The organism is Aeromonas sp. R10-2 (assembly GCF_040908445.1).
In the GTDB taxonomy this organism is placed as follows: Bacteria; Pseudomonadota; Gammaproteobacteria; order Enterobacterales; family Aeromonadaceae; genus Aeromonas; species Aeromonas veronii.
On sequence record NZ_JBFODS010000007.1, the window covers coordinates 33,804 to 46,183 of the forward strand.

The 12,380-nt window shown below is 57.8% G+C and carries 12 protein-coding genes and 1 pseudogene; 7 read left to right on the top strand and 6 right to left on the bottom strand.

Translation table 11 applies throughout. The annotated features are described in order from the left end of the window. The first annotated feature begins 365 nt into the window (after positions 1-365). From AB5Y97_RS00610 to AB5Y97_RS00625, 4 genes are all read left to right on the top strand, one after another. The gene (locus tag AB5Y97_RS00610; RefSeq protein WP_368157052.1) at positions 366-2,090 is read left to right on the top strand and encodes a dipeptide ABC transporter ATP-binding protein; all 1,725 of its coding nucleotides are present in this window, start codon (positions 366-368) and stop codon (positions 2,088-2,090) included. A gap of 70 nt (positions 2,091-2,160) precedes the next feature. Next, positions 2,161-3,717: an ABC transporter substrate-binding protein gene (locus tag AB5Y97_RS00615; protein WP_368157054.1), complete on the top strand. Its 1,557-nt coding sequence runs from the start codon at positions 2,161-2,163 to the stop codon at positions 3,715-3,717. Between the two features lie 98 nt (positions 3,718-3,815). After that, on the top strand, positions 3,816-4,790 hold the full coding sequence (locus tag AB5Y97_RS00620) for an ABC transporter permease (protein WP_005349514.1): 975 nt from the start codon (positions 3,816-3,818) through the stop codon (positions 4,788-4,790). 4 nt (positions 4,791-4,794) lie between these two features. Beyond that, positions 4,795-5,736 (top strand): ABC transporter permease, encoded by a 942-nt coding sequence (locus tag AB5Y97_RS00625; RefSeq protein WP_019445927.1) that lies wholly within the window; start codon positions 4,795-4,797, stop codon positions 5,734-5,736. Between the two features lie 126 nt (positions 5,737-5,862). On the opposite strand, the gene AB5Y97_RS00630 is transcribed toward AB5Y97_RS00625, so the two are convergent. Together AB5Y97_RS00630 and AB5Y97_RS00635 are read right to left on the bottom strand one after the other, a co-directional pair. After that, the gene (locus AB5Y97_RS00630; protein WP_005335285.1) at positions 5,863-6,078 is read right to left on the bottom strand and encodes a SlyX family protein; all 216 of its coding nucleotides are present in this window, start codon (positions 6,076-6,078) and stop codon (positions 5,863-5,865) included. Positions 6,079-6,092: 14 nt separating this feature from the next. Further along, positions 6,093-7,061: a vegetatible incompatibility protein HET-E-1 gene (locus tag AB5Y97_RS00635; RefSeq protein ID WP_043820853.1), complete on the bottom strand. Its 969-nt coding sequence runs from the start codon at positions 7,059-7,061 to the stop codon at positions 6,093-6,095. Positions 7,062-7,179: 118 nt separating this feature from the next. Between AB5Y97_RS00635 and fkpA the strand changes: the two genes are divergently transcribed. Beyond that, positions 7,180-7,983, top strand: coding sequence for an FKBP-type peptidyl-prolyl cis-trans isomerase (gene fkpA, locus AB5Y97_RS00640; RefSeq protein ID WP_005335283.1), 804 nt, complete (start codon positions 7,180-7,182; stop codon positions 7,981-7,983). Positions 7,984-8,134: 151 nt separating this feature from the next. Next, on the top strand, positions 8,135-9,541 hold the full coding sequence (locus tag AB5Y97_RS00645) for a sigma-54 dependent transcriptional regulator (protein ID WP_100654426.1): 1,407 nt from the start codon (positions 8,135-8,137) through the stop codon (positions 9,539-9,541). 54 nt (positions 9,542-9,595) lie between these two features. On the opposite strand, the gene AB5Y97_RS00650 is transcribed toward AB5Y97_RS00645, so the two are convergent. From AB5Y97_RS00650 to AB5Y97_RS00665, 4 genes are all read right to left on the bottom strand, one after another. Then, positions 9,596-10,465, bottom strand: coding sequence for a tetratricopeptide repeat protein (locus AB5Y97_RS00650; RefSeq protein WP_201945767.1), 870 nt, complete (start codon positions 10,463-10,465; stop codon positions 9,596-9,598). 112 nt (positions 10,466-10,577) lie between these two features. Then, on the bottom strand, positions 10,578-10,913 hold the full coding sequence (locus tag AB5Y97_RS00655; RefSeq protein WP_005335280.1) for a hypothetical protein: 336 nt from the start codon (positions 10,911-10,913) through the stop codon (positions 10,578-10,580). A gap of 144 nt (positions 10,914-11,057) precedes the next feature. Next, entirely contained in the window at positions 11,058-11,402 is a 345-nt protein-coding gene (locus AB5Y97_RS00660) for a DUF2956 domain-containing protein (RefSeq protein ID WP_005349520.1), read from the bottom strand. 55 nt (positions 11,403-11,457) lie between these two features. Continuing rightward, positions 11,458-11,778, bottom strand: coding sequence for a 5'-nucleotidase C-terminal domain-containing protein (locus tag AB5Y97_RS00665; RefSeq protein WP_234920499.1), 321 nt, complete (start codon positions 11,776-11,778; stop codon positions 11,458-11,460). Between AB5Y97_RS00665 and AB5Y97_RS00670 the strand changes: the two are divergent. Then, a pseudogene (locus AB5Y97_RS00670) lies at positions 11,760-12,380 on the top strand (IS1 family transposase); the annotation flags it as partial. The gene AB5Y97_RS00665 and the pseudogene AB5Y97_RS00670 sit on opposite strands and share 19 nt — an antisense overlap.

The window sequence follows — 12,380 nt, forward strand, 5'->3', positions numbered from 1 at the left end:
GCTGGTGATTGTTTTGGAAATAGTGATAAATGCTGCTTGTTGCGTTGTTGTTGAAATTAAAGTAATGATACCAATAGATGTACGGACGCACCGGCCATTTGTGTGATGAAAATCATCATTTATCTCTGCCGAATTGGTGGTTATCTGCACAAAACATTGCGGAATTGTATAACTCAATCATTTACACCCGTGGTCAAACCGTCTAAGTTACTCGCGGGTTATTCCAAAAAAATGCAAAAAACCCGCCCGGATCGCTGGTTTCGCTGCCTCATGGATTGAGCAAATATTGCCCGAGGTAACAACCGGCATCTGCGGCTGATTTACGGACGAATTATTTGGGACGGATGTCCCCCGCAGAGGTAAACATGTCCTTGCTCGAAGTAAAGAACTTGCGGATCGAGTACCCCTCCCGCTACGGGGTGCTGGCCGCGGTGAAGGATCTCTCTTTCTCTATCGAAAAGGGTGAGATTGTCGGGGTGGTCGGTGAATCCGGTGCCGGCAAGTCCACCATCGGCAACGCCGTTATCGATCTCCTGAGCCCGCCGGGTCGCATCGCCCGTGGCGATATCTATCTCAATGGCGAGCTCATCTCCGGCAAGAGCCAGAATGAGATGCGGGCCATCCGTGGCTCCCGTATCGGGTTCATCTTCCAGGACCCCATGACCTCCCTCAACCCGCTGTTCACCGTTGAGCATCAGCTGGTGGAGACCATTCTGGCCAATACCGACCTCTCTCGCGAAGCCGCTTTTGCCAAGGCATTGGAGCTGATGGGGGCGGTGGGTATTCCGCAGCCGGAGCTGCGCATCAAACAGTATCCGCACCAGTTCTCCGGTGGCATGCGTCAGCGGGTGGTTATCGCCATCGCGCTCTCCTGCGATCCGGAGCTGATCATCGCCGACGAGCCGACCACGGCGCTGGACGTCTCCATTCAGGATCAGATCCTCCAGCTTATCCGCGCCCTCTGCAAAGAGCGTCAGGTGGGCTGCATGCTGGTGACCCACGACATGGGGGTAGTCTCCAACGTTACCGACAAGGTGGCGGTGATGTATCGCGGCGATCTGGTGGAGTTCGGCCTGACCGAACAGGTGCTGGGCAGCCCCAATCACCCCTATACCCGCAGCCTCATCTCGGCGGTACCCCGCTCCGATGTGAAGCTGGTGCGTTTCCCGCTGGTCTCCTATATCGAGGATGCCAGTGCGCCGGATACCAATATCGACCTCAAGACCCACTGGCTCGGCCAGAGTCAGGACGAGCGTGCCTATGAAGGGGCGCTGCTGCGGGTGGATAACGTCGATCTGAAATTCGTCACCAAGGACTCTATCTTCCCGAGCCGCCGCCAATATGTGCGCGCCTGCAACAACATCAGCTTCGAGATCTTCGAGGGTGAAACCTTCGGTCTGGTGGGGGAGTCCGGCTCCGGCAAATCGACTATTGCCCGCGCCATCACCGGTCTCTATCCGCCTGATACCGGCAAAATCTTCTTTGAGGGGATCGATCTGACCGCTCTCAAGAGCGAGCGCGAGCGTCGCCCGCTGCGTCGCCAGATGCAGATGGTGTTTCAGAACCCCTATTCGTCGATGAACCCGCGGATGAAGGTGCGCGACATCATTGCCGAGCCGATCCGCTTCCATCAGTTGGCGAGCAGTGAGAGCCAGATTGAGGGGATTGTCGGCGATCTGCTGGATCACGTGGGTCTTGGTCGTGGTGCCGGGGTCAAGTATCCCCACGAGTTCTCCGGCGGTCAGCGCCAGCGCATCTCCATTGCCCGCGCCCTGGCCACTCGCCCGCGCTTCCTTATCTGCGACGAGCCGACCTCGGCGCTGGATGTGTCGGTGCAGGCCCAGATCCTCAACCTGCTCAAGGATCTGCAGCAGGAGCTCAAGCTCACCATGCTGTTTATCAGCCACGATCTGCCGGTGATCCGCCAGATGTGCGACCGCATCGGGGTGATGCAGCACGGCCATTTGGTGGAAGTGGCCGAGACCGAGAAACTCTTTACCAATGCCGAGCATGAGTACAGCCGCAAGCTGATCTCCCTCATGCCGGAGTTCAAGGGAATGTCCCGCGAGGGGCTGGAAATCGCAAGCTAGGAGAGCGCCGGTGCGCCGGTCTGCTTGTCAAAAAAAGTGTCATAAGAAAGCCAAAAGCATGGAGAACAAGATGAAGAAAGGATTGTCCAAGATTGCCCTGGCGCTGTTTGCCGCCGGTTTCGCCTTCAGTGTCTCAGCCGCTGATATCAAGGTGGGTGTCGCTTCTGACGCCACTTCGCTGGATCCGCAGGAGCAGCTCTCCGGTCAGACCCTGGAGATGTCGCACCTGGTATTCGATCCTCTGATGCGCTACACCCAGGACCTGCAGTTCGAGCCCCGTCTGGCCGAGAAGTTCGAGCGTGTCGATGACAAGACCGTCCGCTTCCACCTGCGCAAAGGGGTCAAGTTCCACTCCGGTAACGACTTCACCGCCGCCGACGTGGTGTGGACCGTCAACCGCCTGAAATCCTCCGTCGACTTCAAGGCGATCTTCGATCCCATCAGCGAAGTGAAGAAGGTCGATGACTACACCGTGGATCTCGTCACCGCCAAGCCGTTCCCGCTGGTGCTGCAGACCGTCACCTACATCTTCCCGATGGACTCCAAGTTCTACACCGGCAAGACCGAAGCGGGCAAAGACAAGGCCGAGATCGTCAAAAACGGCGACTCCTACGCCTCTACCCACGTCTCCGGTACTGGCCCGTTCACCGTCAAGTTCCGCGAGCAGGGTGTGAAGCTGGATTATGCCCGCAACGCCAACTACTGGGACAAAGCCTCCAAGGGTAACGTCGAGAACCTGACCGTGGTGCCCATCAAGGAAGATGCGACCCGTGTTGCAGCCCTGCTGGGTGGCGACGTGGACATGATCTATCCGGTTGCGCCGAACGATCTGGAGCGCGTGAAGAATGGCAAGGACTCCCAGCTGGTCACCCTGTCCGGTACCCGCGCCATCATCATCGAGCTGAACCAGAACACCAACCCGGCACTGAAAGACAAGCGTGTACGTCAGGCGATCAACTACGCCATCAACCAGGTGGGCATCGTCGAGAAGATCAACAAGGGCTTCGGTACCCCAGCGGGCCAACTGAGCCCGAAAGGCTATGCCGGTCACAACGAGGCGCTGGTACCCCAGTATGATCTGGCCAAGGCCAAGGAGCTGATGAAAGAGGCCGGTTACGAGAAAGGCTTCAAGATGACCTTCATCTCCCCAGCTGCCCGCTACGTCAACGATGTCAAGATTGCCCAGGCTGTCTCCGCCATGCTGGCCAAGATCAACATCAAGGTGGATCTGAAGACCATGCCGGTGGCCCAGTACTGGCCCGAGTTTGACAAGTGCGCCGCGGACATGCAGCTGATCGGCTGGCACTCCGACACCGAAGATACCGCGAACTTCTTCGAGTTCCTGACCTTCACCAAGGATGCCAAGACCGGTATGGGCCAGTACAACTGTGCCGGTTACGCCAACGCCGAAGCTGACAAGCTGGTGATGGATGCCAACGCCGAGACCGATCCGGCCAAGCGTGCTGAGATGCTGAAGAAGGTCGAAGCCATGCTGATCGAAGATGCTGCCTACGTGCCGTTGCACTGGGAAGATCTGGCCTATGGCGCCAAGAAAAACGTCGACATCAAGCCGGTGGTCAACGTGATGAACTTCCCTTACCTGGGTGACCTGGTGGTCAGCAAGTAAGAGAAGCGCTAAGGAAGGACGGGGCGGGGTGGTCAGCTGGTCACTCCGCCCACTAACAGAAGCCTGTGCCACGACACAGGCCACGTAGAAGGACAAGCATGTTTACATTCCTGCTGAAACGGTTCTATCAGGCCGTGATAGTGATGTTCGTCATCAGCCTGGTCGCCTTCTCCATCCAGGACAACCTGGGTGACCCGTTGCGCGAGCTGGTGGGACAATCCGTCTCCGAAGCCCAGCGTCACGAGTTACGCGAGAAGATGGGCCTCAACGATCCCTTCCTCATCAAATACAGCCGCTTTCTGAAAAATGCGGTGCATGGGGATTTGGGCACCTCCTATTTCTTCAAGCGACCCGCTCTCGAGGTGATCCTCGACAAGCTGGTGGCTACCCTTGAGCTGGTGTTTGCTGCCGCGCTCATCATCGTGGTGGTCTCCATTCCACTTGGTGTCTATTCGGCGATCCGCCCGCGCAGCATTCCCACCAAGATCATCATGGCGGGGAGCAGTATCGGCATCTCGATACCGGTATTTTTGACCGCCATCATGCTGATGTACCTCTTCTCCATCCAGCTGGGCTGGCTGCCTGCCTATGGCCGCGGCGAGACCCGTAACCTGCTGGGCTGGGAGTCGGGCTTCTTCACCTGGGACGGCATCCTGCACCTGATCCTGCCGGCGGTGTCGCTCTCTTCCATCATGCTGCCGCTGTTTATCCGGCTGGTGCGCTCCGAGATGCTGGAGCAGCTCTCCTCCGAATACGTCAAGTTTGCCCGCGCCAAGGGGCTGGACAACAACAAGGTCTACTATCAGCACGCTCTGAAGAACACCATGCTGCCGGTCATTACCGTCGGTGGGGTGCAGATCGGCACCATGGTGGCCTACACCATTCTGACCGAGAGCGTGTTCCAGTGGCCGGGCACCGGCTTCCTGTTCCTCGAGGCGATCCACCGGGTCGATACGCCCCTCATCACCGCCTACGTCATCTTCGTGGGATTGATCTTCGTGGTGACCAATACCCTAGTCGACCTGCTCTACGGGTTGATCAACCCGACCGTTAACCTGACTGCCAAGGGGTAAGCGCATGACTAATGCTGTAACTGCAAGCCCAAGCCGTTGGGCACGATTCAAGAACTCTGACATCGTCTACTACTTCCTGCGGGACAAGGTAGCCATGTTCAGCTTTGCGGTGTTCGTGGTATTTGTGCTGGCGGCGCTGCTGGCCCCGTGGCTCGCCCCGCACAACGTCTATGACCAGACCAGTTTTGATCTGATGGATGCCGAGTTGCCCCCCTCCTGGCTCGAAGGTGGCGAGGAGCGCTTCTGGCTCGGCACCGACAACCAGGGGCGGGATATCTGGAGCACCATCCTCTATGGCGCCCGTATCTCCCTCACCATCGGCCTGTTTGCGGTGGCGCTGCAGCTGGTGCTCGGTATCGTCATCGGTCTGATTGCCGGTTATTTCGGTGGTCGTATCGACAACCTGCTGATGCGCTTTGCCGATGTGCAGCTGTCGTTCTCCACCATGATGGTGGCGATCATCATCTCCGCCATCTTTCAGGCAACCTTTGGCTCCGAGTTTTACTCGAAGTTTGCCATCATGATGCTGGTGGTGATCATCGGTATCGCCGAGTGGCCGCAGTACGCCCGTACTGTGCGCGCCTCTGTGCTGGCGGAGAAGAAGAAGGAGTATGTGGAAGCGGCCAAGGTGATGGGGTTCCGCGCCCCGCGCATCATGTTCCGCCACATTCTGCCCAACTGCCTGTCGCCCATTCTGGTGATCTCCACTGTGCAGGTGGCCAACGCCATCATGAGTGAAGCTGCACTCTCCTTCCTCGGTCTGGGGATGCCGGTTGATCAGCCCTCGCTCGGTTCGCTTATCAGCGTCGGCTTCAACTACATCTTCTCCGGCTCTTGGTGGATCACCGCCTTCCCAGGCATCTGTCTGGTGGTGCTGGTGCTGGTCATCAACCTGCTGGGTGACTGGCTGCGGGATGTGTTTAACCCCAAGATCTACAAAGGTTAACGCGGGCTGATTCTGAAGCGCCGAGTCGCAGCTGTCAGAGCATTTGGATAAAAAAATCCGAAACCGGTTTAGCCGGTTTCGGATTTTTATTGGTCTTGAGCAGACAGCTTGTTGATTGCGCACCCATCAATAGTGCGGCGGCGGGGTTTCTTCGGCCATGCTGGCAATCTGGCTGGGTTGTACGCTTTGCAGTTTGTCGATCAGCAGCTGGATCTGGTATTTGAGCCGATCGAGTTCACGGCCCTGGGTGGTCACCTCGTCGTTGAGCTGCTCTATGGTGTATTCCGCATAGGCGAGACGGGTTTCCAGGGTTTCGATGCGATCGTTAAGTTGCTGACTCATGGGCCTTCGGGTCCTTACTTGATTGTCCAGATTTCGGCCAGACCACTGGAGCTGGCACTGACAAGGTGGCTATTGTCGCGCAAAGCGACGCCGTAGACCACTGCGCTGGGCGGTTTCACCTTGGGTTGCGGCGAGACGCGCCAGCTCTGCAGCAGGGCACCATCGCTCACTTGCCACAGGGAGAGCTGACGGGAAGGGGCGCCAGTGATGAGCCACTTGCCATCGTTGGCAAAGCGGGCGCTGGTGTAGACCTCGAAGCGGTGATCATATTGCAGCTGACTCACCTCCTTGCCGGTTTTCAGATCCCAGATGCTGGCCCGGCTGCTGTCGGCGGTGAAGGCGTAGCGGCCGCTCGGCTCTAGTCTGGCCATGATCACCCGGCCACCATGGTTGAAGCGCCAGATCACCTGCCCGCTACGGGTATCCCACAGATAGGCGCTGTAGTCGTTGCCGCCGGTCAGGGCGTAGCGACCGTTGGCGGAGAGATCCACCGTATTGACCTGTTCGGTGTGCCCCAGAAACTGCAGGCGACGACCGCTTCGGGTATCGAGCCACTCGGCCTTGCCATCTTCCCGCCCGATCAGCACATAACGACCGTCGGCAGAGAGCGCGATGTCCCTCAGCCTGGATTCAGGAAGTGAGTAGTAGCCTTGTGATTGCCCGTCGCTCAGCCGCCAGGTTGCAAAGGTGTCGGGGGTGGCGGTGACGGCATGGCTGTTGCCTTCGGAAAAGCGGGTAATGAATACCAGATCATCCGCCGAGTCGGATTGCTTCCAGCGCCAGCGTTGACGGTTCTGTTCCAGATCCCAGACGATGATGCCCTGGCTGATGCTGGAGACGATGGCTTGCTTGCCATCACTGGAGAGATCTGCGGTCAGCAGACCCGTGCTGGCGAGGGTCATTTGCTGGTTGGGTTGGGAGCTCTGCTCGCAACCGGTGAGCATTAAACAGAGGCTCACCAGATAAATGGCACTTTTTATCATTTTTGCGGTCTCACGCTTTTGTTACCTGCGATCACGGCGTTAGTATAAGGCGCTTATCACGATAAACCTCTCATTTCACGATGGAACCGAGAGCGGTATTTGGAGTTTGGAGAAACTGATGAACAAATTTCTGAAGGTGTCCCTGTTGGCGGCGGCCGTTGCCGTCGGTCTGACTGCTTGCCAAAAAGACGAGAAGCCTGCTGCGGCCAATACCGCCGAAGTGAAGGCAGAAGCCAGCAAGCCGGCAGAGGCGACCAAGGCCGAAGCCAAGAGCTTTGAAGAGCAATCTGGCTACGCAATTGGCCTCTCCATGGGTCGTTACATCGCCAATACCCTGGAGCGTCAGCAGGAACTGGGCATCAAACTGGACAACGCCGTGATCCTGAAAGGGGTGACTGACGGTCTGGGCAAAGAAGCCAAGATGACTGATGAAGAGATCCAGAAGGTACTGCAGGATTACGACGCCAAGATCAACGAGCTGACCAAGGCCAAGGCCGAGAAAGACGCCGTTGAGAATCTGAAGAAGGGCGAAGAGTTCCTGGCTGCCAACGCCAAGAAAGAGGGTGTTAAGAGCACTGAATCCGGCCTGCAATACGTGGTCGAGAAGATGGGCACTGGCGCCAAGCCGAAATCTACCGACATCGTCAAGGTTCACTACACCGGTACCCTGACCGATGGCACCAAGTTCGACAGCTCCGTCGATCGCGGCGAGCCGGCTACCTTCCCGCTCAACCAGGTTATCCCGGGTTGGACCGAAGGTGTGCAGCTGATGCCGGTTGGCTCCAAGTTCAAGTTCTTCCTGCCGTCCAAGCTGGCCTATGGCGAGCACGGTGCAGGCTCCATCCCGGCGAATGCCGTACTGGTGTTTGACGTTGAGCTGCTGGCTATCGAGAAGCCGACTGCAGACGATGCCAAGAAGTAATCTTTTCTTGTAGTGAAAAACGGCTCCTTAAGGAGCCGTTTTTACTTGTGTATTCCCTGCAATCGCGGGATAACAGAGCTGTCTTGGCGTTGGGTTTGCGCGCGAAAATAAGGCAAAATAGATCGCAGAATCAAATACAAGGATGAGTCCAGTGGCTGAAAATAAATCGCGTGTCCTGCTGGTGGAAGATACCCGTAGTCTGGCGGTGGTCTATGAACAGTACTTGCGCCAGGAGGGGTACGAGGTGGTGCTGGCCGACTGCGGTCAGCAGGCGTTGGCGCAGTTGCTGGCAAGCCCTCCCCCCGTGGTGCTGCTGGATCTGGAGCTGCCGGATATGTCCGGTATGGATATTCTGCAAATGATCACCGAACAGCAGTTGCCCTGCTCTGTGGTGGTGATCACCGCCCACGGCTCGGTAGATGTGGCGGTGGAGGCGATGCGCCTCGGTGCCTTCGATTTTCTGACCAAGCCGTTTGACAGCAAGCGGCTCTGCGCCACCGTTCGCAATGCCTTGAAACACCAGCAGTTGAGCTCGCTGGTTGCCCACTATCGGGAGAATTTCGAACGCAGCTCGTTTTTCGGTTTTATCGGTGCCTCCATGTCGATGCAGGCGGTCTATCGCATCATCGAGAGCGCGGCGCCCAGCAAGGCGACCGTCTTTATCACTGGCGAGAGCGGCACCGGCAAAGAGGTGTGTGCCGAGGCGATTCACCAGTGCAGTCCCCGCAGCGAACAGCCCTTTATTGCCCTCAACTGCGCCGCCATTCCCCACGATCTGATGGAGAGCGAGATCTTCGGTCATGTGAAGGGCTCTTTTACCGGCGCCCAGGGGGATCGCAAAGGGGCAGCCAGTCTTGCCGATGGCGGTACCCTCTTTCTCGACGAGATCTGCGAGATGGATCTCGACCTGCAGAGCAAGCTGCTGCGCTTTATTCAGACCGGGACCGTGCAGCGGGTCGGCAGCGGCAAGCTCGAGACGGTGGATGTGCGCTTTATCTGCGCCACCAACCGGGATCCGCTGGTCGAGGTAAAAGCGGGCCGTTTTCGCGAGGATCTCTACTATCGGCTCCACGTCATTCCGCTTACCCTGCCGCCGCTGCGGGAGCGGGGTGAGGATATACTGCTGCTGGCGCGTACCCTGCTGCAGAGCTACGCCAAGGAGGAGAACAAACGCTTCAAGGATTTTGATGTCGAGGCGGCGCGAGTGCTGCTCGACTACCCCTGGCCCGGCAACGTACGCGAGTTGCAAAACGTGGTACGCAATATCGTGGTGCTCAATGACAAGGAGCTGGTGAGCCCGGATATTCTGCCGCCACCGCTCAATGGGGTTCGTCCCCAGCTACCGACTGCGATTGCGGCAGCGGTGGCATCGGCTCCGGCCGCCACCGGTGTGGCCAACGGGCCAATTCGTCCGCTCTGGCTGGTGGAAAAAGAGGTGATTGAACAGGCCATCGCCAGCTGTGACGGCAATATTCCCAAGGCGGCGGCCCTGCTCGAGATCAGCCCCTCCACCATTTACCGTAAAAAGCAGGGGTGGGAGGAGTCCAATCGGGCCTGAACCATCTTGCCAGCAGAAAGGGCGGCTAGCGTGCCGCCCTTGCTATTTTGGGGATCAGAGTTTGGCGAGGCGCTTGAGGCGGGCCAGTCGTTCCCCCTCGTTGGCGCTGAACCAGCGGTCCTGTGACAGCAGAAACCAGGCGCGGGAGAAGTATTCCGCGGCCAGCGGATCGTCCAGCACCAAGGCATTCTCCCCCAGCTCCTCGAACAGATAACCATCCTCAGGTTCGCCAGCCTCGGCCATATCGGCCTTGAGCAGGTGCAGCTCTGCCAGCGCCTGCTGGTGCTGACCCTGGGCCCGAGTCAGGCGAGCCAGACTCCAGCGAGCGATAAACGCCTTGGCCGGCTGGTTATGCTGCAGATGCCAGGCCAGGCACTTCTGTTGCTGGATTTTCGCCTCATCAAAGCGGCCCAATTCGAACAGGGTCCAGCCCTGATTGTTGTAAAGGGGAGCCAGCCAGCCACGCACCTTCTCGTCACTGCTGCGTTCCGCCAGCTCCATTGCCAGTTGATGCCAGCGGCTCTGCTCTTCCAGCGGCGCAGCGATGGCGATCATGTGGGCGGCGTCGATGGCGAGATAGGTCTCCTTCTCCTTGAGCCCCCATTGCCAGGCTTGTTCAAACAGCGGTTTGGCTCTGGCTTTGTCGCCCGCCGAGTTAAAGGTGCGGCCTCGCTCCAGCAGGGCCCGGATCCAGGCTCTGGGGGTTTTGTCGGTGAGGCGAGGCGCTATCTCGTCGAGCAGCTGATGGGCTTCGGCAAACTGGCGCTGCAGCGAGTGGGTGCGGGCAATTTGGGTCAGCAACTCCAGTTCGAGTTGCAGGTCGGCAGCGGCGCGCGCTTCGGGAAGACGGGTGTGAAAACGCAGGGCGCTGGCGGCGGGATCCTGATAATCCCACAGCGCCATGAAATCGGGCGGATTGTCCATTTGGCCTCCTTGCTGGTTATCCTGTCACCAAGATGCCTGCAGGCCATTGTTTGTACAAGGGGCGCCCGTCACAGAGCGCCCCTTGAGCCATGCTAACGGCTGTGCCAGTCGGTCAGTAGACCATGGCCAGGCTCATCAGCATCAGACCGAGGGCGGCAAAGGCCCCCTCCTTGATCGCGAGCCGTGGCACCAGCGCCTTGGGTAGGGCCGGAAACAGGCTCAGGGCAAAGCCAAGGCCCGGCATCAACCAGTGGAATGCCGGATCGCGCAGGGTGGGATCGGCGGCTCCATTGATGATGATCAGTAAAATAAACAGGGTGAAGGCGGGGAGGATAAACCAGCGTACCCCACCGGCGGCGACCGCCCGCAGCGGCGAAATGCGATAGAGCAGCATGGTCACAAGGAACAGAACAAAAGGGGCCAGCAGATAGAGCGGAGCGGGGTTCATAACATCTTTCCTGAAAACTGATCGTCAAAAAACCGATTGTCCGGTGCAAGAGGCGCGGGATTTAACCACTCTTCGCAGGTAATCACCAGCAGCCCGGGCCCGGGCTGTGAAGAGGATCTCGGATAAAGGTTTGCTAGCGCACTCTTAGTGCAACCAGAACCAGGCTGCAGCAAATCCCAGCCAGCTCAGCACCAGCAATATCCAGGGCAGGGGATGCTGATGGCTTACTTCAACCAGCTCCAGCTGATCGTCTTGTTCCTCGGTTTGTGGCGCGCCCTGTGGCTGCCTGGCTTTGGCCTGCAATTTTTTCTGGCGGCTCGCTTCACGGGCCCGCGCCTTCATCTGCTTCTTGTACTCGTCGATGCCTTTCTGGATCCCTTGCGCGATAAGCTGGGTCTGCTCCTTGGTCTGCCCCGGCTTCTGGTTGGCACGGGCAATTTTCATCGCCTCCTGCTGGGTCTCGGGGGAAATCTTGTCGTACTTGGCCATCAAATCATCTCCTCGGGCATGGCTGGCTGGGGAGTATGCCATAAAAACGGCGCCCTCAGGCGCCGTTGAATTTGATTGCTAGCTTAGATATCAAGGTTTGTAGTAGGTGACGGTAGGGTAGGGCAGTGAGATTTCCTTGTGCTTCTGCATATTCCATAAACATTTCATTTTCACCTATGCCCGAGTCAACGTAGTCCCCTTTGTTGGGTAAGTCTTCACGCTTGAGCAGACTGTTATAGCCGTCCTTACCTGCCGCGATATAAGTATTGGAGGCAATACGATAAACTTTCTGGTCATCCAGTGGTATCCAATTGCCGGTGATGCATCCGATCGGTTGAGTTGATATGATGAACTCTTTTGAGACCGACAGCTTCATGGCATCCATCACCGTCCACTGTCCTCGTTGTAACTCTGACCACGTATATCGCCATGGTAAGACCCCTGCTGGCCATGTTCGCTATCGTTGCCCCGTCTGTCCGCACGTGTTTCAGCTCACCTACACCTATGAAGCCCGCAAGCCTGGCGTCAAAGACAAGATTGTTGATATGGCGTTCAACGGCTCAGGTGTTCGTGATACTGCTCGCGTGCTCAAGATTGGCATCAACACTGTCATACGCGCCCTAAAAAACTCACCCCAAGGCAAGTAACCTCCGAAAAGGTGGTGCTCGATGACGTGGCGCTTATCTGCGAACTTGATGAGCAATGGGCCTATGTCGGCAACAAACAGCATCGACATTGGCTTTGGTATGCCTTTGATACCAAGAGAAAACGCGTCGTGGCATATACCTTTGGCCCACGCAACGATGAGACATGCCGTCGGTTGCTGAGCCTGCTTTCTCCGTTCCAGATAGGCTTTATCACCACTGATGACTGGGGGAGTTACGCCAGAGAGGTGCCGAGCGAGATGCATCTGACCGGGAAGATATTCACCCAGCGTATCGAGCGTAACAACCTGACGCTCAGAACGCGCATCAAGCG

Excerpts from the sequence above, each read along its gene's own strand:
- AB5Y97_RS00610 (WP_368157052.1), top strand. The coding sequence starts at position 366 with ATGTCCTTGCTCGAAGTAAAGAACTTGCGGATCGAGTACCCCTCCCGC.
- AB5Y97_RS00615 (WP_368157054.1), top strand. The coding sequence starts at position 2,161 with ATGAAGAAAGGATTGTCCAAGATTGCCCTGGCGCTGTTTGCCGCCGGT.
- AB5Y97_RS00620 (WP_005349514.1), top strand. The coding sequence starts at position 3,816 with ATGTTTACATTCCTGCTGAAACGGTTCTATCAGGCCGTGATAGTGATG.
- AB5Y97_RS00625 (WP_019445927.1), top strand. The coding sequence starts at position 4,795 with ATGACTAATGCTGTAACTGCAAGCCCAAGCCGTTGGGCACGATTCAAG.
- AB5Y97_RS00630 (WP_005335285.1), bottom strand. The coding sequence starts at position 6,078 with ATGAGTCAGCAACTTAACGATCGCATCGAAACCCTGGAAACCCGTCTC.
- AB5Y97_RS00635 (WP_043820853.1), bottom strand. The coding sequence starts at position 7,061 with ATGATAAAAAGTGCCATTTATCTGGTGAGCCTCTGTTTAATGCTCACC.
- fkpA (WP_005335283.1), top strand. The coding sequence starts at position 7,180 with ATGAACAAATTTCTGAAGGTGTCCCTGTTGGCGGCGGCCGTTGCCGTC.
- AB5Y97_RS00650 (WP_201945767.1), bottom strand. The coding sequence starts at position 10,465 with ATGGACAATCCGCCCGATTTCATGGCGCTGTGGGATTATCAGGATCCC.
- AB5Y97_RS00655 (WP_005335280.1), bottom strand. The coding sequence starts at position 10,913 with ATGAACCCCGCTCCGCTCTATCTGCTGGCCCCTTTTGTTCTGTTCCTT.
- AB5Y97_RS00660 (WP_005349520.1), bottom strand. The coding sequence starts at position 11,402 with ATGGCCAAGTACGACAAGATTTCCCCCGAGACCCAGCAGGAGGCGATG.
- AB5Y97_RS00665 (WP_234920499.1), bottom strand. The coding sequence starts at position 11,778 with ATGAAGCTGTCGGTCTCAAAAGAGTTCATCATATCAACTCAACCGATC.